The 21,399-nt window shown below is 76.1% G+C and carries 17 protein-coding genes; 12 read left to right on the forward strand and 5 right to left on the reverse strand.

Going from position 1 to position 21,399, the window contains the following annotated elements:
* The first annotated feature begins 73 nt into the window (after window positions 1-73).
* From ACGFXC_RS07225 to ACGFXC_RS07265, 9 genes are all read left to right on the forward strand, one after another.
* On the forward strand, window positions 74-1,228 hold the full coding sequence (locus ACGFXC_RS07225) for an AAA family ATPase (protein ID WP_393710364.1): 1,155 nt from the start codon (window positions 74-76) through the stop codon (window positions 1,226-1,228).
* The gene (locus tag ACGFXC_RS07230; RefSeq protein WP_393710366.1) at window positions 1,225-4,764 is read left to right on the forward strand and encodes a DUF5682 family protein; all 3,540 of its coding nucleotides are present in this window, start codon (window positions 1,225-1,227) and stop codon (window positions 4,762-4,764) included. Before ACGFXC_RS07225 ends, ACGFXC_RS07230 begins: the two co-directional genes overlap by 4 nt.
* Complete coding sequence (locus ACGFXC_RS07235) at window positions 4,761-6,782, forward strand: hypothetical protein (protein ID WP_393710367.1); 2,022 nt, start codon at window positions 4,761-4,763, stop codon at window positions 6,780-6,782. Before ACGFXC_RS07230 ends, ACGFXC_RS07235 begins: the two co-directional genes overlap by 4 nt.
* A gap of 258 nt (window positions 6,783-7,040) precedes the next feature.
* The gene (locus tag ACGFXC_RS07240) at window positions 7,041-7,265 is read left to right on the forward strand and encodes a hypothetical protein (protein WP_393710368.1); all 225 of its coding nucleotides are present in this window, start codon (window positions 7,041-7,043) and stop codon (window positions 7,263-7,265) included.
* Between the two features lie 185 nt (window positions 7,266-7,450).
* Entirely contained in the window at window positions 7,451-8,194 is a 744-nt protein-coding gene (locus tag ACGFXC_RS07245; RefSeq protein ID WP_393710369.1) for an HNH endonuclease family protein, read from the forward strand.
* Window positions 8,191-8,466 carry a hypothetical protein gene (locus ACGFXC_RS07250; protein WP_393710370.1) on the forward strand — a complete coding sequence of 92 codons (276 nt, stop codon included), beginning with the start codon at window positions 8,191-8,193 and terminating at the stop codon, window positions 8,464-8,466. The genes ACGFXC_RS07245 and ACGFXC_RS07250 overlap by 4 nt, the downstream gene beginning before the upstream one ends.
* 81 nt (window positions 8,467-8,547) lie before the next feature.
* On the forward strand, window positions 8,548-8,769 hold the full coding sequence (locus ACGFXC_RS07255; RefSeq protein ID WP_393710372.1) for a DUF5302 domain-containing protein: 222 nt from the start codon (window positions 8,548-8,550) through the stop codon (window positions 8,767-8,769).
* Between the two features lie 203 nt (window positions 8,770-8,972).
* Entirely contained in the window at window positions 8,973-9,383 is a 411-nt protein-coding gene (locus ACGFXC_RS07260) for a rodlin (RefSeq protein WP_393710373.1), read from the forward strand.
* A 205-nt stretch (window positions 9,384-9,588) separates the two neighbouring features.
* Window positions 9,589-10,506: a glycoside hydrolase family 19 protein gene (locus ACGFXC_RS07265; RefSeq protein WP_393710375.1), complete on the forward strand. Its 918-nt coding sequence runs from the start codon at window positions 9,589-9,591 to the stop codon at window positions 10,504-10,506.
* 31 nt (window positions 10,507-10,537) lie between these two features.
* Here ACGFXC_RS07265 and ACGFXC_RS07270 read toward each other — a convergent pair whose 3' ends face one another.
* The 3 genes from ACGFXC_RS07270 to ACGFXC_RS07280 form a co-directional block, all read right to left on the reverse strand.
* The gene (locus tag ACGFXC_RS07270; protein ID WP_393710377.1) at window positions 10,538-13,312 is read right to left on the reverse strand and encodes an AAA family ATPase; all 2,775 of its coding nucleotides are present in this window, start codon (window positions 13,310-13,312) and stop codon (window positions 10,538-10,540) included.
* A gap of 233 nt (window positions 13,313-13,545) precedes the next feature.
* A complete protein-coding gene (locus ACGFXC_RS07275; RefSeq protein WP_393710927.1) occupies window positions 13,546-15,318 on the reverse strand; it encodes a S8 family serine peptidase in 1,773 nt (590 codons plus the stop codon).
* 396 nt (window positions 15,319-15,714) lie between these two features.
* On the reverse strand, window positions 15,715-16,464 hold the full coding sequence (locus ACGFXC_RS07280; RefSeq protein WP_393710378.1) for a DUF1838 family protein: 750 nt from the start codon (window positions 16,462-16,464) through the stop codon (window positions 15,715-15,717).
* 137 nt (window positions 16,465-16,601) lie between these two features.
* Here ACGFXC_RS07280 and ACGFXC_RS07285 point away from each other — a divergent pair, with 137 nt between their 5' ends.
* The 3 genes from ACGFXC_RS07285 to ACGFXC_RS07295 all read left to right on the forward strand — a co-directional run bounded on the left by ACGFXC_RS07285 (window position 16,602) and on the right by ACGFXC_RS07295 (window position 19,025).
* The gene (locus ACGFXC_RS07285; RefSeq protein ID WP_393710380.1) at window positions 16,602-17,582 is read left to right on the forward strand and encodes a DUF1996 domain-containing protein; all 981 of its coding nucleotides are present in this window, start codon (window positions 16,602-16,604) and stop codon (window positions 17,580-17,582) included.
* Window positions 17,583-17,697: 115 nt separating this feature from the next.
* Complete coding sequence (locus ACGFXC_RS07290) at window positions 17,698-18,300, forward strand: sigma-70 family RNA polymerase sigma factor (RefSeq protein WP_393710382.1); 603 nt, start codon at window positions 17,698-17,700, stop codon at window positions 18,298-18,300.
* Complete coding sequence (locus ACGFXC_RS07295) at window positions 18,297-19,025, forward strand: anti-sigma factor family protein (protein WP_393710384.1); 729 nt, start codon at window positions 18,297-18,299, stop codon at window positions 19,023-19,025. Before ACGFXC_RS07290 ends, ACGFXC_RS07295 begins: the two co-directional genes overlap by 4 nt.
* A gap of 398 nt (window positions 19,026-19,423) precedes the next feature.
* Here ACGFXC_RS07295 and ACGFXC_RS07300 read toward each other — a convergent pair whose 3' ends face one another.
* Complete coding sequence (locus ACGFXC_RS07300; RefSeq protein WP_393710385.1) at window positions 19,424-20,155, reverse strand: hypothetical protein; 732 nt, start codon at window positions 20,153-20,155, stop codon at window positions 19,424-19,426.
* Window positions 20,156-20,197: 42 nt separating this feature from the next.
* Window positions 20,198-21,370 carry an alpha/beta hydrolase family protein gene (locus ACGFXC_RS07305; protein ID WP_393710387.1) on the reverse strand — a complete coding sequence of 391 codons (1,173 nt, stop codon included), beginning with the start codon at window positions 21,368-21,370 and terminating at the stop codon, window positions 20,198-20,200.
* Window positions 21,371-21,399: the final 29 nt, after the last annotated feature.

Here is a 21,399-nt window from a genome sequence, read left to right on the forward strand (position 1 = left end):
CCGGAGCGTCCGAAGCCCTCCGCAGTCCTCCGCAGCCTTCGACAATCTTTCAGAACGAGAACCCGAGGAACCGATGAACCCCACCGAACAGCCCGCCGCCGACCGGCAGGTCGTGCCCGCCGAGGAGCGGTACGCCGCCGAGCTGGCCTTCCTCGCCGCCCAGGACACCGGGCCGCGCCCGCCGGGCTGGGCGCTGACCCCGCGCGCGGTCGTGACCTTCGTCTGCGGCAGCGACGGCGCGGAACTGGCCCTGGCCAAGCGGCGGGCCGGGCTGCCGTCGAAGCTGGTGATCGCGCCGAAGTTCGTCGGCGAACGCGCCCTGGTGGAACGGTGCGTGGTGACCCTGGCCGGGGAGCGCGGGCTGCTGCTCACCGGTGAGCCGGGCACGGCCAAGTCGATGCTGTCCGAGCTGCTGTCGGCGGCCGTGTGCGGCACCAGCGCCCTGACCGTGCAGGGCACGGCGGGCACCACCGAGGACGCCTTCCGCTACGGCTGGAACTACGCGCTGCTCCTCGCCCAGGGTCCGACGCCCGGGGCGCTCGTGGACTCCCCCGTCCTGTCCGCGATGCGCACCGGACGCGTGGCGCGGGTCGAGGAGATCACCCGCTGCCTGCCCGAGGTGCAGGACGCCCTGGTCTCGATCCTGTCCGACCGGCGGGTCAGCGTCCCCGAACTGACCGCCACCGAGGACGCGTCGGTCAGCGCGGCGCCCGGCTTCACGGTCATCGCCACCGCCAACCTGCGCGACCGGGGTGTCTCGGAGATGTCCGCCGCGCTCAAGCGGCGCTTCAACTTCGAGACGGTCGGGCCGATCGCGGACGCCGACGCCGAGGCCGCGCTGGTGCGCCGGCAGGCCGTGGCCGCCGTACAGCGGGCGGGGGCGGCCTTCGGGGTGGACGACGCGGTGCTCGACGCGCTCGTCACCGTCTTCCGCGACCTGCGCTCCGGGCGCAGCGCCGAGGGCTGGGACGTGGAGCGGCCCGGTACGGTCATGTCCACCGCCGAGGCCGTGCAGGTGGCGGCCTCGCTGGGGGTCGCGGCCGCGTACCTGCCGGGCGGGGACGTGCTGGACCTGCTGCCGGGGCACCTGCTGGGCGTCGTGCGCAAGGATGACCCGACCGATCACGGGCGGCTGCTGGGGTACTGGGACGGCCCGGTCCGCCGCCGGGCCGAGGACGGCTCGGCGATGTGGCGCCGGCTCTGGGACCTGCGCGGGAGCCTGCGTTGACGGTCACCGATCCGCGGCGGGCGGTGGCGGCGCTCGCCGCCTCGCGCGAGCCGTACCTGCTGGGCGTGCGCCACCACAGTCCCGCACTGGCGGCGGTCGTGCCGGCGCTGCTGGAGGAGTCGGGGGCGGAGGTCGTCTGCGTGGAGCTGCCGGCCGAGTTCCAGCCGTGGCTGACGCACCTGGCCGACCCGCAGACGTGCGCACCGGTGGCGCTGGCCGGGCTGGGCGCCGACGGCCGGCTGGCCTTCTACCCGTTCGCGGACTTCTCCCCCGAACTGGCGGCGGTCCGCTGGGCACGGAGCCGGGGCGTGGAGGTCGTCTGCTGCGACCTGCCGCTCGCCGACCGCGGGTGGTCCGCGGAGCCGGCGGCTCCCGGCGCCGCGCAAGGCCCGGACGGGACGGGCGCGGCGGGCGCGGCGGGCGCGGCGAGCGGGCCGCCGCGCTACGCGGACGGAATCGCCCGGGCCGGGTCCGGGCGCACGGGGGACGACCTCTGGGACCGGGCCGTCGAGGTGCTGGCGCCCGGCTGTTCTCCCGAGGCGGTGCGCCGGGCGGCGCTCGGCGTCGGCTGGGCGCTGCGCGCCGACACCGGCACGGTGTCCGGTGTGGACCTGGCCCGCGAGGCCCACATGCGGCGCACCCTCGCCGACGCGGCGGCCGGCGGCCGCCGCGTCGCGGCCGTGGTCGGCGCCTTCCACGCCCCGGCCCTGCTGCCGGGGTACGCCGGCCGGCCGGGGCAGGACGCGGAAGCCGTCGTGGGAGCGGGGGGCGGGACGGAGGTGGTGACCTCGTTCGTGGCCTACTCGTTCGACCTGCTCGACTCCCGTTCCGGCTACCCCGCCGGGATCCGCGATCCGCTCTGGCAGCAGGCCGTGCTCACGGCGGGCGGGGACCCCGAGCGGGTGCGGGAGGCGGCTTCGGTCGCCGTCACCGGCGTGTGCCGGGAACTGCGCCGCGCCGGGCACACCGCCGGGACCGGCGAGGCCGCCGAGACGCTGCGGCTCGCCTGCGACCTGGCGGTGCTGCGGGGGCTCCCCGCGCCCGGCCGGGGCGAACTCCTGGAGGCCGTCCAGACCGTGCTCGGGCACGGTGAACCCCTCGGCCGGGGGCGGGCGCTGGCCCGCGCCCTGGAGGCCGTACTGGTGGGCGCGGGCCGGGGCCGGACCACCCCGCACGCGCCGCGTTCCGGGCTGGGTCCGGCCGTGGAGGCGGAGCTGGCCGCATTGCGGCTGCCGTCGCCCGAGGACCCGGCCGCCCGGGAGGTCCGCCTCGATCCGTTGCGTTCCGAGCTCGACGGGCGCCGCGAAGTGCTGCTCCGGCGCCTGCTGGTGTGCGGGGCGTCCTACGGGGAGCCGGTGGACGTGGCCGCCACCGGCGACGGCACCGCCCTGGGGAGCAAGTGGCGGCTGTCCTGGACCCCCTCCGTCCCGGCCCGGCTCGACCTGGCGGGGGTCCGCGGCGTCACCGCCGCCCAGGCGGCCGCCGGGACGCTGCGCGAGGTGGCGCGCCGCGAGGCGGCCGAGGGCGGCCCGACGGCGGCGCAGGTGCTGACCGGGCTGGCCGCCGCCGCGCGGTGTGACCTGCCCGGGCTGGTCGACGTACGGCTGGACGAGCTGGCGCGGGTGCTGCCGGCCACCGCCGCTCTGCCGGAGCTGCTGACGGCCGTCGACCTGGTGGAGGGGCTGCGGCGCGGCCACCTGCCCGCCGCCCCCGCGGCGCGCGAGCGGGCCGGCGCGCTCGTCGGTGATCTGCTGGACACCGCCGTACGGGCCCTGCCGGGCCTCGCCGGGAGCGACGACCCCGCCGACGCGGGGGCCCTGGTGGCGCTCGCCGACCGGGCCGCCGCCCGCCGCCTGGGGCTGCGCATGGACGCCGCTCTGGCGGAACTTACCGCCGACGGCAGCCCGTTGATGCGGGGTGCGGCCCTCGCCGTGCGGGTGCTGCTGGACCTCGACACCGCGGCCGGGCTCGGCGCGCGCGCCGCCGCCTGGGTCGACGGCGCGGCCACCGCCGAGGGGCGCCGTGCGCTGGCCCGCCGGCTCACCGGCCTGCTCAGCGCCGCCGGGCCGCTGCTGGACGCCTCGCCCGCGGCGCTGACCCCGCTGCTGGACCGGGTGGACGGCCTCGCCGACGCGGAGTTCCTGGAGCGACTGCCCGCGCTGCGGGGCGGGTTCGACGTACTGGCCCCGGCAGCGCGCGAGCGGCTGCTGGCGACGGTGACCGAGCGGCTCGGCGACCGGGTCGACCTGTCGCTGGACGCGCCGCCCGCGCTGCTCGCGCTCTGGGCCGCCGCCGACGCGGCCGGGCTCGCCGCGCTCGCGTCGCTTCCGGCGGCGCCCGCCCCGGCCGGGTCCGCACCGGCTGCGGCCGGGCGGGGCGGGGAGGTGCCGGCCGGTCCCCGGCCGCAGCGGGACGGGCGGCGGCTCGCCCCCGCCGACCGGTGGCGGCTGCTGCTCGGCCGCCAGCGCGACCGGCTCCCGGCCGGTGCGCGCCGCTACGCCCGGGCGCTCGACGAGCTGTACGGGGCCGGGCGCGGCGAGGGCGCCGACGACGTGGGCCGCGCCGGCCCGGGCGGCGGGGACGAACCCTCGTTCCCGACCGCGCGGGAGTGGTCGGCGGAGCTGGAGTCGCTGTTCGGGGCGGACGTACGGGAGGAGGTGCTGGCCGACGCGGCCGGGGCGGGCCGTACCGACGTGCTGGCCCAGCTCGATCCGGACTCCGTACGCCCCTCCGTGGAGCTGCTGACCTCGGTGCTCTCGCTGGCGGGCGGCATGCCGGAACAGCAACTGGCCCGGCTGCGGCCCTTGGTGCGCCGGCTCGTCGACGAGCTGGCCAAGGAGCTGGCCACCCGGCTGCGGCCGGCCCTCACCGGGGTCGCGACCCCGCGCCCGACCCGCCGTCTGGGCGGCCGACTGGACCTGGCGCGCACCCTGCGGGCCAACCTCGCGCACACCCGGCGCACGGCCGACGGCCGGGTCGTGGTGGTCCCGGAACGCCCGGTGTTCCGCACGCGCGCGTCCCGCGAGGCGGACTGGCGGCTGATCCTGGTGGTCGACGTCTCCGGGTCCATGGAGGCCTCGGTGATCTGGTCGGCGCTGACGGCGGCGGTGCTGGGCGGGGTGCCGACGCTGTCCACGCACTTCCTGGCCTTCTCCACCGAGGTGGCCGACCTGACCGACCGCGTCGACGACCCGCTGTCGCTGCTGCTCGGGGTCCGCGTGGGCGGGGGCACGCACATCGCGGCGGGCCTCGCGCACGCGCGGACGCTGGTCACCGTACCGAGCCGCACCCTGGTGGTCGTCGTCAGCGACTTCGAGGAGGGCGCGCCGCTCGCGGGTCTGCTCGCGGAGGTACGGGCCCTGGCCGCCTCGGGGGCCCATCTGCTGGGCTGCGCCGCCCTCGACGACGCGGGCGCGCCCCGGTACTCGGTGCCGGTGGCGCGGCAGCTCGTGGCGGCCGGCATGCCGGTGGCCGCCCTCAGCCCCCTCGCCCTCGCCCGCTGGGTGGGCGACCGACTCCGTGGAGAAGCCCGATGAGCCGTGACCTGCTGCCCCCCGTCGCGCCCGAAGTCCTGGCGGAGGCGGTGGAGGGGCTGACCGCCCGGCTGCGCAAACGGCTGGACGCGGCCGTCGCGCAGTGCGGGGCGGGGGCCGTGGCGGTGGCCGTGGCCGGGGCGGAGGGCGGCGTCAGCCTCCGCTTCGGCGAGGACGCGGTGGTGACGCTCCGCCCGGGCCCGGCAGGCACCATCACCGACCCGGGCCAGGCGTCGTGCAGTTGCCTGCTGGCCCCGCGCTGCCTGCACCGCGCGGCGGCCCTGGGGGCGGCCCCCCTGGCGGACCCCGCCCTGGACCCGGCTGGTGACCCCGCCCTGGACCCGGCCGCGGACCGTGCTGGAGACCCCGCCACGGAGCCGGCCGAAAACCGCACCCCGGACCCCGCCACGGAGCCGGCCGGGGTGCCCGCCCCGACCCCCGCGGCGAAGCCGGCTCCGGCGACGCCTGCGGGTCCCGCCGTGACCCCCACGGCGAACCCCGCCGGGGAAGCAGCCGCGGACCGCACCCCGGGCCCCGCCACGGAGACGGTCGTGGCTTCGGCGTCCGGGGCGGGCGCCGCCGCCGCGCCGGGGGACGGGCGGGCCGGGGACGCTCCGCTGACGGGCGCGCAGGTCGCGGCCGGGGCCGGGCTGTGGGCGGCCGCCGCCGAGGCGCTGGCCGCCGGGGTCAGCGCCGCCGGGGCGGTGGCCCAGGCGGAGCTGCTGCGCGCCGCGCACACCGCACGCCTCGCCGGGCTGCCGCAGGCGGAGGCCGCCGCCCTGCGGGTCGTACGCGGTCTGCGTGGTGCCCGGGAGCCCGCGGCCGCCCAGCGGCTCGACGACCTCACCGCCGCGTTCCGCGAACTGCTGCACACCGCCGCCCTGCTGGCATCCGGCACGGACGGTCCCGGAGCGAGCGGCGGGCGCCGGGCCTACGCCGCCGCGGGCAGCCTGCGGGTGTACGGCCTGTGCCGGGAGCCGGTGCTCACGGCGACGGGCTACGCGGGCGTGGTCACCCACCTGCTCGGCGACGACGGCCGCGCCTACTCGCTGTCGGACGTCCGGCCCGGCGGCCTCGCCCGGGCCCGCGGCGCGGGAGCCGCCTCCGTGGCCCTCGGCGGCGGCGCCCTCGACCACGCCGGGCTGGCCCGGTCGGGCCTGCGCGTGGTCGGGGCGACGGTGTCCGCCGACGGGCGGCTCGGTGCCGGGCGCGGGGTCCGGGCCACGCCCGCACCCGGGGCCACCTGGGCCGAGGAACCGTCGGCCGCCCTGTTCGCCCGCCCGGTGGCCGGGGCCGTCGCCGGGCTGCTCGCGGAGCCGGGCCTGCTCGGCGTCGACATCGAGGTCGTCGGCGCGGCGGGCGACCACCTCCTGGTACGGGAGCCGCGCGCGGACGCCCCGCTGCTGCGGCTGCGTCCCGCCCATCCGCATCCGGAGCTGGGGCACGGCGCCAACCTGCGCCGCCTGGCCGGGTATCCGGGGCTGGCGGTGCGCGTGCTGGGCCGCCCCGACGCCGACCGGGCCGCGACCTTGAGCCCGCTCGCCGTGGGGCCGGTGCCCGGCGCCGCGTACACGCTGCGGCTGCCCCCGGAGTGGCACGAGCGCGCCGACCTCGGCTACGACCGCCTCCAGGGCGCCCACTTCCCGCCCGCCACCGCCACCGCCCCTGCCGCCGCCACCGCGGTCCCGCCCGTCGGCCCCGGGGCGGACCCGCTGGCCGACGCGCCGCTGTGGCGGGTCGGGCGGCTGCTGGAGACCGGTGTCGCGGGCGGCCGCCGGGCGGTGGCCGAGACCGCTCGGGGCCCGCAGCCGCTGACGGCGTACGGACCGCTGCGCCGGGCCGGCTTCACCGGGGCGGCCGATCTGGCCGCCGCCCTCGTCGGCGAAGCGGACCGCCGGCCCCGGAACGTCTTCGGCCGGCTCACCGACCCTTCGGCCGATGCCTACGCCCGGGCCTGGCTGGCGGCCGCCATCCATCTGACGGCGGCCCGGCGCACCCTGGTGACCGCCTCCTGGACCTGACGCCCGGGGCGGCGGCTCCGGCGCGGACCGGGGAGGGTTGCGCGCCGGTGGTTTCCGGCCAACTCGGTGGTGCGGTCGATCCGTGCGGCGGCTTTCGGGGGCACCGGAGGGCAGGCGGCGCGGGGCCGCGGGCGCGGCCGGATCCCGACCCCCGGTCCGGCTTCCGTCGCGAATCCAGCCCCTCTCGCTCGCGGCCTGTCCACACTCTTCCCCGGAGGGCCCCGCACCGCGGCCGGCCCCTGAACGGAGGGGGGTCCGATGCCACGGGAGGATCGTCGCCGCGTACCGGCCGGCCGGGGCCGCTCCCGGCCCGTCCGGCGCGTCCGGCCCGGGGGGCCCGGGCAGTTCGCCGCCCTGGCGGTGCTCCTGGTCGCCGGGGCCGTCCTGGCCGCGGGGGCGGGCCGGCCGGTGGTGCTGGCCGTCACGCTCGCGGCGGCCGCCGCCGTGTGCCGGCGCGCCCTGCACGCGGCGGCCCGGCGCTGAGAAGGGCGCCGGGAACAACGCCGAGAGTGGCGCTGAGGGCGGCGCCGGGCTAACGGCGGGCGCCCCCGGCCGGGTTGCCGGGCGGCCGGTTCCGTACGCGGACACTCCGTCCGGCCCGGTGCCGGGTTGGATGTCCGGTTATGGGTAGGCTCCCCGGGTCGGTGGAGTCTGAGCGGGGTGGGGTCATGGGTCGTCAGACAGGTGTACGCGGTGCGGCGCTGGCCGTGGCGCTGCTGCTCGGGGCGAGCGGATGCGGGGGCGCCCTGCCCTCGGGGCCGGACGGGCCCGACGGCAAGACCGGCAAGAGCGGCGCCCCGCCCGCCGCGAGCGCGCCCGCCCCCTCCGGCGCCGCGGGCGGTCCGGCCGCCGGTGACGTGCTGCCGGGGATGGTCACGGTCGCGGTGGCCCGGACCCAGCTGGCGGCGCTGACGGTCGGCAAGCCCGGCACGATGGCCGGCTACAGCCGCGACAAGTTCACGCACTGGGCCGAGCAGGGCAACAAGTGCGACACCCGTGAGGTGGTCCTCAAGCGGGACGGCGCGGACGTCACCCAGGACGCCGAGTGCCGCGCCCTGACCGGCCGCTGGAAGAGCCTCTACGACGGGGCGACGGTCACCGAGGCGTCGAAGCTGGACATCGACCACATGGTGCCGCTCGCCGAGGCCTGGCGCTCCGGCGCCGCCGGCTGGGACGCGGCCCGGCGCAAGGCCTTCGCCAACGACCTGACGCGGCCGCAGCTGCTGGCGGTCTCGGCGGGCTCGAACCGTTCCAAGGGCGACCAGAGCCCCGACCTGTGGCAGCCCACGGACAAGGCCGCGTGGTGCCCGTACGGACGCGCCTGGACCACCGTCAAGTCCCACTACGGCCTGACCGTGACCGAGGCCGAGAAGGCGAAGCTCACCGCGATGCTCGACACCTGCGCGTCATGAGCGCGCCCCGGCAGTGGCAGGACGAGGTCCCGGCCGGTCCGGGCGGGGCCATGACCGACGAGGTCGGCGTGATCACCGGCCCGCTCACGCTGCGCACGACCGCGGGCCCCGACGGCAAGGTCGCGTTCGAGGTCCAGTACACGGACGCCGACGAGTGGTACACGCTGACCGGCAGCCCGGTCGCGCACGGCGATCCGCACGCCCTGCACCGGGCCGCGCTGGCCGCGATCCGGGCCGGCGGCGGGGCGCAGGCCCCGGCCCCGCCCGCCTGACGGCCGCCCCGGCGGATCCCGATGGCCTGCGGGGGGCGCGGCTGACAGACTGGGCGGACTTGATCACTCCAGGAGGCACACATGGCTGACGCATCAGACACCCCGCAGGCCGACGCGGCGCGGGCGGACGTTCCGCAGGACGAGTCCCCGGCCGACGCCGCGAAGCGCAAGTTCCGCGAGGCTCTGGAGCGCAACGCCGCCAACGCGCACGCCCAGCAGGGCCACCAGAACCGTTCCAAGGTGCAGGGCTCCAGCAGCGGGGCCGGCGGCAAGAACAAGAAGGTCCGCCGCAAGACCGGCTGAGGCTGCGGGTCCGCCGCCCGGGAACGCCGGGGGCCGCCGGGAACCCGGCGGCCCCCGGCGTTCACCGGGACCGGGCGGGTCCGGGCAGTGGGACCGAGGGGATCGTTGGGCCGCACGGGTGATGAGCGATAACCCCTGGAGCCGGGGGCAGTTGATCAGGACGTCCCGCCGGGGACAGCTCATGCGACAGAAGGATCTTCACGATGCTCAAGAAGTTCATGGCCACCGCCGCGGTCACCGCCACCGTACTGGGCACGGGCGCCCTCGTGGCCTCCCCGGCGATGGCGATCGGCAACGACAACGGCGTCAACACCGTCAACGGCAACGGTGCCGCGCAGGTCTACGGCAACCAGGAGACCTCGGGCGACAAGAGCCCCCAGCTCAGCGCCATCCAGGGTTCGCTGAACAAGCTCTGCGTCGGCCTGCCCGCGAAGGTCAACGCCCAGTCGGTCCTCGCCGCGCTCAACGTCGGCGTCCAGGACGTCAACGTCCTGTCGAACCCGCAGAACCAGCAGTGCGCCGAGAACTCCACCCAGGCCAAGGGTGACGAGTCCCTGTCCCACATCGTGGACAACATCCCGGTCCTGTCGGGGAACCTGTCCGCCGGCAGCTGATCAGGGCGGCAGCGGCATCCCGAACGGCGTGACGACCCCGGTCGTCACGCCGTTCGGGCGTTCAGGCGGTGCCGGGCGGCACGGTCGGCGGGATCGGAAACATTTGGTCTAGACCTTGACAGGTCCAGACCACTTCGCTTCAGTGGCGGTAGTCGTCGCGCCCCCCACCTCACGCGACATGTCCCCCCACTCCAGGAGCAGTTACGTGATACGCACCCTCCGCCGCCGCACCCTCTCCTTCGCCGCGGCCGCCGCCGTGACCCTCGGCCTCGCGGTCGCCCTGCCCGCCTCCCCCGCCGCCGCGGCCCCCGCCTGCGCCGGGGCCTGGACCTCCTCCGCCGTCTACACGGGCGGCACGAACGCCTCGTACAACGGCCACAACTGGCAGGCGAAGTGGTGGACCCAGGGCGAGACGCCCGGCACCACCGGCCAGTGGGGCGTCTGGTCCGACCAGGGCGCCTGCGGCGGGGGCGGCGGCACCGACCCCGGCACCGGCAACCCGTCCGGATTCGTGGTCAGCGAGGCCCAGTTCAACCAGATGTTCCCCAACCGGAACTCCTTCTACACCTACAACGGCCTGGTCGCGGCCCTCTCCGCCTACCCCGGCTTCGCCAACACCGGCGACGACACCGTCAAGCGGCGCGAGGCGGCGGCCTTCCTCGCCAACGTCTCGCACGAGACGGGCGGGCTGGTGTACGTGGTGGAGCAGAACACCGCGAACTACCCGCACTACTGTGACGCGAGCCAGCCCTACGGCTGTCCCGCCGGCCAGGCCGCCTACTACGGCCGCGGCCCGATCCAGCTCAGCTGGAACTTCAACTACAAGGCGGCGGGCGACGCCCTGGGCATCAACCTCCTCGCCAACCCGTACCTCGTCGAGCAGGACCCGGCGGTCGCCATGAAGACGGCCCTGTGGTACTGGAACACCCAGAACGGCCCCGGCACGATGACCGCCCACGCCGCCATGGTCAACGGCGCCGGCTTCGGCGAGACGATCCGCTCCATCAACGGGTCCCTGGAGTGCAACGGCGGCAACCCGGCCCAGGTCCAGAGCCGGGTCAGCAAGTACCAGGCCTTCACCCAGCTGCTGGGCGTCACGCCGGGCAACAACCTCAGCTGCTGATCCGCCTTCCCGGGCCCGGCGGGCCCACCGCTCAGCCGCCGCGCAGCGCGGTGGCCAGCTGGGCCCGGGAACGGACGTCGAGCTTCTGGTAGATCCGGGTGAGGCGGGCCTCCACCGTCTTCACGCTGAGGAAGAGCTTCGCGGCGGCCTCCTGGTTGCTGGCCCCGCCGCCCACCAGCAGCGCCAGCCGGGCCTCCGCCTCGGTCAGCGCCGGCGCACCCGGGTGCGGGACGGCGCCCTCCCCCGGGGTCTCCCGGGCGAGGTCCAGCCAGGGCTTGGCCCCGGCCCGCCCGAAGACCTCGGCGGCCGCGGCCAGGGCGGTCCGGGCCGGGGCCCGGCGCCGGCGCCGGCGCTCCACCCGGGCCAGCGCCAGCAGCGTACGACCCTGCTCCAGGGGCAGCCCGAGGACTTCGAAGCGCTGGGCGGTGCGCGCCAGGAGCGCGACGGCCGGTTCGGGCTCGCCCTGGGCGGAGCGGCACAGGGCCCGGGCCCGGTCCAGGGAGGCGAGGACGGCGGTCCGGCCGAGGGAGCGGGCCACCGGCGTGACGCGGTCGAGGAGTTCCGTCGCCGCCGACGGGTCGTCCGCGGCGATCAGGGCCTCGGCCAGTTCCCCGTGCCAGCGCAGCACCGAGGGGTCCACCACCTGCTGCGCCCCCTCCAGTTCGGCGACCCGGCGCAGGGTGGCGACGGCCTTGGCGGCTTCGCCGGTGGCCAGTTCGACGGTGCCGAGGGCGTACAGGCCCCGGGAGAGGAAGACCTGGTCCTGCTCCTCCTCGGAGGCTCGGATGCCGCGGCGGGCGTATCCGGCCGCGCGCGCGAAGCTGCCGCCGGCCGCCTCGGCCGTGGCGGCGACGTACCAGGCGGGGCCGGGTGAGAGGCCCGCCTCGATGGTGAGCTCCAGGGCGCGGCGGGCGTGCGCGCCCGCGGGGGCGCAGCGGCCGCGCCGCAGTTCCACCTCGGTGAGGCTGCGCAGCACTTCGAAGACGTCCTCGGCGGAGCCGGTGCGCTGGACGGCGGGCAGCAGGACGAGGAGCTGGCGGCGGGCGTCGGTGAGCCGGTCGTCGAAGAGGGCGTGGCGGACGGCGAGGTACTGGGGGGCGTTGCGCATGCCGAGGGGGACCTCGGGGGCGGGCAGGGCGAGGGCCTGGGCCAGGATGTCCTCCGCGCCGGGGTCCCCGAGGATGCGGCCCATGCGGGCCCGTACGGTCAGCGCCATGGCTTCGGCGACCTGGTCGCCGCCCGCCTTGGCGAGGGCGCCGGCCTCGGCGGCGGCGTCCCGGGAGCGGACCGGGTCGCCGTCTCCGATGTTGTGCTTCCAGGCGATGCGCAGCTGGACGGCGGCCCGCAGGGAGGGGTCCCCGGCGGCGTCGGCGACTGCGTGGGCGATGGTCTCGTCGAGGTCGGCGAGGGCCTGGCCGGCGGCGTCGATCACGGCGAGGCGGGCGCGCACCCGCTGGGCGGGCGAGGCGTCGCGGGCCAGGACGGCCCGGGTGGCGCGGCGGGCGAGGTCGGCGCGGCCGGCCCAGCCGGCGTCCTCGGCGGCGGCGACGAGCCGGGCGAGCTCCTCGCGGTGCAGGAAGGCCGGGGTGCGTTCGGCGGCGAGGAGTCCGAGTTCGGCGGCGAGGGCGCGCTGGCCCCGGCGGCGGCAGGCGGCGGCCGCGTCGGTGATCTCGGTGGCGAGCCGGGCGTCGGGGGTGTCGACGGCGAGCGCGCGGTGGCGGACGGCCTGGACGGGGTCGTCCACGGCGGCGGCGAGCGCGGCGTGCCCGGCGGCGCGCTCGGGCCAGCCGGCGTCGGCGGCCAGGGCCGTCGGCAGGGCGCCGGCGGTGAACGTCACGGCGCCGTCCTCCCCCACAGTGACCAGCGCGGCCCGCTCGGCCTCGGCGAGTTCCTCTTCGGCGTCGGGGCGTCCGGCCCGGCGCAGCAGGGCCGTGGTGGGGCGGGCGGCGAGGGCGGCGAGCAGCAGGGTGCGGCGGGCGCGGGCCGGGGCGCCGGCCAGAAGGCGGCGGGCGACGTCGCGGGCCTGGCCGGAGACGGGCAGGGTGTCGGCGTGGTGGGCGCCGCCGCCGGGGCCGCCGCAGGCTTCGGCGAGGGAGTGGCCGAGGGCGAGGGCGAGCCGGGGGTTGCCGCCGCTGGCCTGGTGGATGCGTCCGGCGAGGCGGGCGGGCAGGTCGTGGCGGAGCAGGAGTTCGGCGACCTCGTCGGCGCCGAGCGCGGGGACGCGGACGGTGGGGGTGCCGGGTCCGCAGAGGGGTTCGGCGACGGGGGCGCCGCCTTGGACGCGTTCGGCGACGAGGACCCGTACGCGCGGCGGGGTCAGGCGCAGGACGAACCGGAGCAGATCGGTGCTCTCGGCGTCGAGCCACTGGGCGTTGTCCAGGACGAGGAGGACGGGGCCCGGGGCGGACAGGGTGCGCAGCACCTCGACGACGGCCAGCCGCAGGGCGACGTGGTCGCGCCCCGCGCCGGGGGCGTCGGCCTCGCGGCGGAGCAGGGCGATGGCGGTGCGCTGGGGTCCGGCGAGCCGGTCGAGGGCGGTTTGGGGGACGGAGGCGAGCAGGGCGGCCGCCGAGGCCTCGGGTATCCACTGGTCGGCGGCTTCGGGGGCGAGCCTGAGCACGCTCTCGCCCCGGGCCCGGGCGGCGGCCGCGACGGCGCGCGCCACCTCGGTCTTGCCCGCCCCGGCGGGTCCGGTGAGGACGGCGCGGCCGTGCGTGGTCAGCGCACGGTGGACCGCCTCGATGAGTTCACGGTGTCCGACGTTGGTGTGTCCGACCTCGGTGTCAGCGTGCCCCGTCGCCGCCACGCACAGCCACCAGCCTTTCGCGCCCCAGTTCTGTGCCCTTCCTGTGAAACGCGACAATACGAGGTCGGCCGCCCGGCGGACCCGGATTGTGACGCAGAATTCAGTCGGTGGACCGGAAAGCACGACGGACCTGTCGGTACGGGAGGTACCGGCAGGTCCGCGCGCTGGGGGATGGTCCGTACTATCGGCCCGTCAGGGGGAGTTGGGGGGCTCCACGGACGGGCCGGGACCGGTCAGAAGCCGAGGCTCCAGGAGTCGATCTTGCCGGTGTCGCCGGCCGCGTTGTCGTTGACGCGCAGCTTCCAGGTGCCGCCCGCGACCTCGGAGGAGGCGTTGACGGTGTACGTCTGGTTGATGTTGTCGGTGCTGCCGCCGGCCCGGTTGTGGAGCGTGTAGACGCTGCCGTCGGGGGCGACCAGGTCGACCTTCAGGTCACCGATGTAGGTGTGCGCGATGTTCACGCCCACCTTGAGGGCCGCCGGGGCGTTGCCGCTCACGCCGGAGACGGTGATCGGGCTCTCCACGGTGGCGTTGTCGGCGATCGCGAAGTCCGTGGTGTTCTCGAACGACGGCGTGGTGGGCGTCGAGGTCACGGCGGTGACGGTCTTGGCCGCGTCGGCGAGACCGGCGCCGCAGCCGCCGGTGCAGGTGCCGGCGAGCGGACGGGCGTTCGCCTTGATGGCGGACTCGACCTGCGCCGGGGTGAGCGAGGGCTTGGCGGCGACGAGCAGCGCGGCGAGGCCCGCGATGTGCGGGGCGGCCATGCTGGTGCCCTGGTAGGGCTTGTAGATCTCGGCGCCGGGCGTGGTGGTGCCCGCGTTCAGGCTGGAGAGGATGCCGTTCTCGGGGGTGGTGACGGTGCCGGGCGTGTCGGTGGCGCGGCGGGTCTCACCGCCCGGGGCGGCGACGTCGATGATCGAGCCGAAGTTGGAGTAGAAGGAGCGGTCGCCGGTGCGGTTGGTGGCGGCCACGTTGATCACGTTGTTGCAGCTGGCCGGGGTGAAGCCGGCCGCGTCCGCGTTGCTGTTGCCGGCGGCGACCACGACGGTGGTGCCGCGGCCGACGGCCGCGTTGATGGCGTTCTGGTAGCTGGTGGTGCAGGAGCCGGAGCCGCCGAGGCTCATGTTGATGACCTTGGCGGGGGTGGCGTTCGCCGGGACGCCGGGCACGGAGCCGCCGGACGCCCAGGTGATGGCGTCGACGATGTCCGAGGTCGCGCCGCCGCACTTGCCGAGCACGCGCACGGGCTGGATCTTGGCGTTGTACGCGATGCCCGCGACGCCCTTGGCGTTGTTCGCGGCGGCGGCGATGGTGCCGGCGACGTGGGTGCCGTGCCAGGAGGAGTCGCTGGCCTTGGAGCCGGTGCCGCACTCCTCCGCCGCGCTCCAGTCGCCCTGGTCGGCGGGGTTGCTGTCGCGGCCGTTGCCGTCGCGGGCGGCGGAGCTGCTGGTGATGAAGTCGTAGCCCGCGACGATGTTGGGGGCCACGTCCGAGTGGGTGACGTAGCCGGTGTCGATCACGGCGACGGTGACGCCGGAGCCGGTGGTCTTGTCCCAGGCGGCGGGGACGTTCATGCCCGCGGTGGGCTCGAAGAGGTCCCACTGCTTGGCGTACTCGGTGTCGTCGGGGGTGCTCATCGCGTAGGCGCGGGAGTCGGGCTCGACGTAGGCGACGTCGGGGTCGGCGCGGAACTGGGCCATGACACCGGCCGCGTCCGAGGGGGCGACGGCTCCGCCGAGGCTGACGAGGGCTGCGCCGGTGCCGAGGCGGCGGTCGAACGTGGCCTTCTTGCCGGCCTTCTTGCCCTTGGCGGCCGCGTCGTCGGCGGCGGCGGTGTTGGAACTGGCCTCGGAGGCAGAGGACTTGTAGCCGACGATGAGGTTCTCGACCGGGGCCGCGGCGGGTGCGGCGGGGGCCGCGGCGGCCGGGAGGGTGGCGGCCGGGTCGTTGCCCGCCGTCACAGCCACGGAGGCGGTGGCGGAGCCCGCGAGGAGGGTGACGGACATGGCCACCACGGATATCAGCCGACGTCTGGATGCGTGCACGTGTTCCCCTTTGGAGGCCGTTTCCGGGCAGGCCGGAGCGGCCGGTCGGTGCAGTGTGGGAGGTGGATCGGCGGCCGCGGGACCGGTGGGCGGGCTGGTCAGGCCCGCTCCGGCCGCCGCCGCGCGCCTCGTTGCCCGGCCACGACGGCGGGGCCTCGGCAACGGCGGTGCCGGCGGTCAGCGCGCCCTCGTACGGCTTCGCACCATGTGGGGTTGGTGCGGAGCCGGGCGGAGGCCGGAAGATCGCCGGTGGGCAGACAGTAGGCAACACGGGGGTGAACCCGATACGGGGAAAACCCTTGTCCGGACCCTGCCGGACCCCGTTCCTCCCGCCCCTCGCCCCCCCTCCCCCCTCCGCTACCTCGGGTTGAGCTTGCGGAAGTACGTCCAGCTGGTCTCGTTCGGCTCGCTCCACTTCTCCGGGGCGTGGGCGAACTCCGGGTGGTGCTCGGCGATGTGGTCCCGGGTGCGCGCGGGGACCTCGGCGTAGGAGCCGAGCTTCACGCCCCGGCAGTGGAAGGTGAGGCCGCCGGGCCGCTGCCCCTGTTCCATCCAGGGCAGCCACGGCGAGCGGCGGGTCCAGGACATCGTGGCGGGCACGCTCGGGGCGTCACCGGCGAGGGCCTCGGCGGGGACGAAGAACTGGAACAGCTCCAGGGCCCGGTAGGTGTCGTCCGCGGAGTTCAGCGGGTAGTCCGCGACGGGCAGCGGGGAGGGGTAGGCGAGCGGGATCTCCAGGCTGAAGCAGACCTGGTCGCCCAGCACCGTCCGCGGGACGGGGAAGGGACGCCACTGCTGGTTGGCCGGGTCGTTCCAGACGTGCACCACGGGCTTGCCCTCCCACGTCCGGAGGATCTCCCGGGTGCCGGGGTCGAGGTAGAAGGCCGCCTCGCGCGAGAGCATGCGGTAGCCGCCGCTCCCGCCGTCCTGCGGATCCGTTCCCGCCTCGATCCGGGCGACGTTGAGGCCCTCGAAGCCGAACAGGCGGCGGTAGGGCTCGTCGGGGGCCGAGGAGTACACGTCGCCGGACCACCAGAAGGTGACCTCCGCCCCGTCGAGGGAGGCGCGGGTGCGGGCGAAGTCGTGCAGCAGTTCTTCCGGTGTCATGCGGACCACTGTGCGTGGTCGGCTCCGCTCCGGACAAGCACCGGACGGGCCAACCGCGTCCGGTGCGCGCCCGGCGGACGCCGTACGCGCGGACGCCCGGTTGACGGCCGTGGCGGGCACCGGCGACCGTGACCGCCATGGGGAACGAACACCGACTTCTGGCGCTGCTCGTCTGCCTGGTGCTGGGCACCGGGCTGGCCGCCGCCGTGCTGGGCGCCTCCCGCGCGGCGGACTCCCGTCCGGCGGCCGTGGCGGGCTCCCGGGTGGACATCCGCGGGGTCCCGCTCGGTCCCCCGGCCCCGCCGGCGGGCTCCGGGGCCTCCGCCGGCTCGGTGCGCGTGGAGTGCGGGCGGGGCGGGGAGGGCCACCGCAACGAGGACAACCTGGTGGTCTCGCCGGGCGTGCGGGCGGGCGCCCACCACACCCACGCCTACGTGGGGAACCTGTCCACCGACGCCCTGTCGACCGACGACTCGCTGGCCGCGGCCGCCACCAGCTGCGCCGGCGGCGACCGCTCCACCTACTACTGGCCCGTGCTGCGCCGGGTGGACCGCCCGGGCGGCGGTGCGCACGAGTCCCCGGCGGGGCACGGCAACACCGGCGAGATCCTGCCGGAGGCCTCGGTGGAGGTGGAGTTCCGGGGCAGCCCGGTCAGCAAGGTCGTGCCGATGCCCCGCTTCCTGCGGGCGATGACCGGCGACGCGCTCGCGTACACGGCGGGAGCAGGGGCCGACGTCCGGGCCCGCTGGGGCTGTACGGGCTTCCCCGGCCGCTCCACCACCTCCTACCCGCGCTGTCCGGCCGGTTCGCTGATCACCCGTACGCTCGTCTTCCCCAGCTGCTGGAACGGGCTGGACACGAGCTCCCCCGACCACCGTTCGCACCTGCTGTTCCCCTCCGCGCGCGGCGTGTGCCCCCGGGACACCTTCCCGGTGCCCGAGCTGCGGATCTCCCTGTCGTACGCGGTGGCGCCGGGGATACCGGTCGCGCTGGACTCCTTCCCCGAGCAGCGGCACAGCCCGCGCACGGACCACGCGATGTTCGTGGACGTGATGACCGACGGACAGATGGACGCGGTCGTCGCCTGCCTCAACGAGGGACGCGACTGCCGCACCTGAACTGCGCCCGACCGCGCCGGAGCGCGCCCGGGTGACGCACGTCACGTGAACCGGAGGTGTATCCACCGCGTGTTCCGACCGCACCAGGCAACACCAGGCGGACGGAGAGGGTGAGATGGCCGGACCACTGTGGCCCCGCACTCGGCGGGGCTCGACCGACGAGGCACTGATCAGGGCGGTCTACGAGGAGCACGGCAACGCCCTGCTCGCGTACGCCACCCGGCTGACCGGGGACCGGGCCGCCGCCGAGGACGTCGTCCAGGAGACGCTGATCCGGGCGTGGCGGCACGCGGAGGTACTGGTCAACGGGAAGGGGTCGGTGCGCGGCTGGCTGCTCACCGTCGCCCGCAACATCATCACGGACCGCTATCGCGCGAAGGCCGCCCGGCCGCCGGAGGTCTCGGGTGCGGCGGCCTCGCCGCCCGTCGAGGGGGACCACGCGGACTCCGTCGTGGACACGATGACGGTGCTCGGGGCCCTCGACCGGCTGTCACCGGAACACCGGGACGTGCTGACGGAGTTGTACTACCGCCAGCGCAGTGTCGCCGAGGCCGCCGACCGGCTCGGGATTCCCGCCGGGACGGTCAAATCGCGCTCGCACTACGCGCTGAAGGCCCTGCGCGAGGTCTTCGCGGACGGCGCCGGCGACGGCACCGGGAACAGACGATCAGGCCGGCCGCCCCAGCAGCCCGGCGGACTGCGGGAGGTGGTGGCGTGAACCGGCAGCGGCACGAGGAGGAACTGCTCGGACCGTACGTGCTCGGCGTCCTGGACGACGAGGACGTACGGCGCGTGGAGGAGCACGTCGGCGACTGTGTGCGGTGCCGTGAGGAGGTGGCCGCGTTGCGCGAGATGGAGGGCGTGCTGGGCGAGGTGCCCGGGGAGGCGTTCCTCGAAGGGCCCCCGCAGGGCGGTGACCTGCTGCTCCAGCGGACCCTGCGGCAGGTGCGCGGGGAGCGGGCGGCGTCGGCGCGGCGGCGGGTGGGTCTGGCCGGGCTGGCCGTGGCGGCCTCGCTGGCGGCCGTGTTCTGGGCCGGGGCCCAGCTGGGGGCGGACCGGGAGCACCCCGGCGCGTTGCCCGGGCCGACGGCGCCCGCGCCGGGCGCTTCCGCCGCGCCTTCGCCCGTACCGGGGACCAGGGTGGCCGCCGCGACGGACCGGGGCACGGGCGCGCGGATGAACGTACAGCTGACGCCGGCGGCGAAGTGGGTACGGGTGCACGCGGCGGTGACCGGGATCCCGGCGGGCGAGCGCTGCCGGCTGGTGGTGGTCGCCAAGGACGGTACGCGGTCCACGGCGGGCGGCTGGGTCGTGGGGACGGCCGAGCACGGCGAGGGCAAGGGGGCGGCCCTGGACGGTTCGGCGGCGGTGGACCCGGCGAACGTCAGGGAGGTGCTGGTGGAGAACGAGTCGGGCCGGACCTTCGTGTCCGTGCCGGTGTAGTCGCGGGCGTGACGGAGCCCGGGAGCATGTCCAGCTCCCGGGCTCCTGCGTGCCACCCAATTGCGCACACCGGCGGCGTTTAAGAACGGGGATCAAGGTGAGGCCGACGTGTTCTGCCTTTGAACTACCGCGCCACGAAGAGAGGCGCAGGAGGGACTTGAACCCCCATCCGTCAGTGGTCGTCCCCGCTCGGTCGATCCGGTGTTCGGCGGCGAATACTGAGACTGGAGCGATAATCTGAATTTCAAAGGGGCCGCCTCTGCCTGCTTGGGCCACCCCGGCACGTGTGCCGGGGGAGGGATTCGAACCCCCACTGTGACACCCCTGTTGTCAGCTTCAACATCAGTTTCAGCTTGCGCTCTCGCGCACCCCCTGCGACACAGGGGGCGTTTTCGGGGCTACCCGAACAGGTAGCCGAACACGGCGTCGCCGACGCGCTGGTCGGTGACGTCGGTGCCGTTGGCCTCCTCGCGGGCGAACTTCACGGCCTGCTGGAGCCGCTCGACCCGGTCGAGGAGCTCGTTGACCCGGCGGGCCGGAAGGGCTCCGGAGAACTTCACGGTCGTCCAGTAGCCGACGGCCACGTCCTCGTAGTAGACCTCGACCTGGGCCGGGTGCTGCTCGGTGGCCTCGGCCTTGACGTGGTTGCGCGGGACCTTCTTGGTGCGGATCGTGCGCACGGCCTCCGTACGCCAGGAGTCCGTGGACGGGTCCAGGTTCCAGGACTCCGAGGCGTCCAGGACCGGCAGCTTGCGCACGAAGGTGTGCAGGTCGGTCAGCTGCTTCTCCAGGAAGAGCAGGTAGGGCACCGGCACGTCGGCGAGCAGCACGCGGCCGTCGACGACGACGTCCGCGGCCGCGGTGCGGTTGGCCCAGTCCTTGGTGGCCGCGACGTCGAAGAGGCGGGTCAGGGTGCTCGCCGTCGCGCGCAGGACGTCCTCGGCCTTGACCTGCACCCGGGTGGACTCGGGGGGCAGCTGCTCGCCCTCTTCGTCCTTGGGCTGGTACGTCCGCGAGATGCCGGCCAGCAGGGCGGGCTTCTGCACGTCGTGGTGAGCCTGGGTGAGCTCCTGGAGGGACTTGGACTTGACGCCCTTTTCGACTGCGATGATCTGATTCAGCTTCGGCACGTGAGCAACCTAGCCTTCTCCGGCGTGAGATGACCATCGGATTTACGAGGGGTCGTGGAAGCGGGCCTCGGGGGCGTCGGCGGACGGGCCGTCCAGCACGGGCCGGTCCTGCCCCTTGAGGTGGCGGTCGAGGAAGGCGCTCACGTAGCGCCGGGTCAGTTCGACGGCGCGGGCGCCGGGCAGGGGCGCGCCGGGGTGCGGCAGGCCCAGCTGGTCGCGCTGGACGGGGAAGTCGGTGAAGCCGAAGTGGTCGGTGCCGTCGAGGGTGATCCAGCGCTTCCAGCCGTCGAAGTGCCGCCAGGGGCCGGTCCAGTCGGCCGGGTCGGCCCCCGGTGTGCTCGTGGCCGAGCCCAGCAGCATGAAGGGGCGCCCGCCGATGCCCGCCGCCGGGTACGGCTCGGGCAGGGTGCCGTCCATGTCCAGCCCCGCGCGGATGCGCGGGTCGGCGGCCATCGCCGGGAGGGCGGAGGCCCCGCCGATGGAGTGGCCGGCCATGGCGATGCGGGTGGGGTCGATCAGGCCGGAGCGCTGCCAGGCCGGGTGGCGGCCGGTGAGCCGGTCCAGCAGGAAGGAGGTGTCGCGGGCGCGGACCGCGGTGACGGCCTCGCGGCCGCCCGGGCCCTCCGCCTGGCCGCAGGCCAGGCAGGTCAGGACGCGGCCGCCGGGGAAGGCGGTGGCGGCGCTCTCGTACGCGTGGTCGACGGCGGCCACCACGTAGCCGCGGGAGGCGAGCTCTTCGGCGAGGGAGCTGAGGGTGGCGCGCGGGACGGTGAAGCCGGGCGAGAGGACGACCAGCGGGTAGCGGCCCTGGACCGGGCGGGCCGCGGTGCGGGCGTGCCCGCGGGTGGCCGCGTACGCAGCGGGGTCGACGGCCCCGTCCATGCCCTGGTCGGCGAGGATCAGCCGGGCTTCCTCGGTGCTCATGTACGGCGCGGGGGCGCGGCCGGTGCCGCGTTCGGCCGGATAGCGCAGGGTGACCATCAGTTCGCGGGGCCCGGAGTGCGCCCACGGGTCGGTCCGGCTGCGGTCGACGAGGTGGAGGTCCTCCTGGCCGACGGCGAACCGGCCGGTGGGACGCGGGAGTTCGGGCCCGGCGGTGCGGGTGTCCGGGGCCGCCGCGGGCGCCTCCCGGGCGGCGGACGTCCCGGCGAGGGCGAGCGGGAGCGAGAGGGCGAGCAGGGCCACGGCGGCCGCGGTGCGGTGTCTGATCTGCATGGCACCGAACCTAGGCGGGCCGCCGTGAC

This window comes from Streptomyces sp. NPDC048507 (assembly GCF_043199995.1).
In the GTDB taxonomy this organism is placed as follows: Bacteria; Actinomycetota; Actinomycetes; order Streptomycetales; family Streptomycetaceae; genus Streptomyces.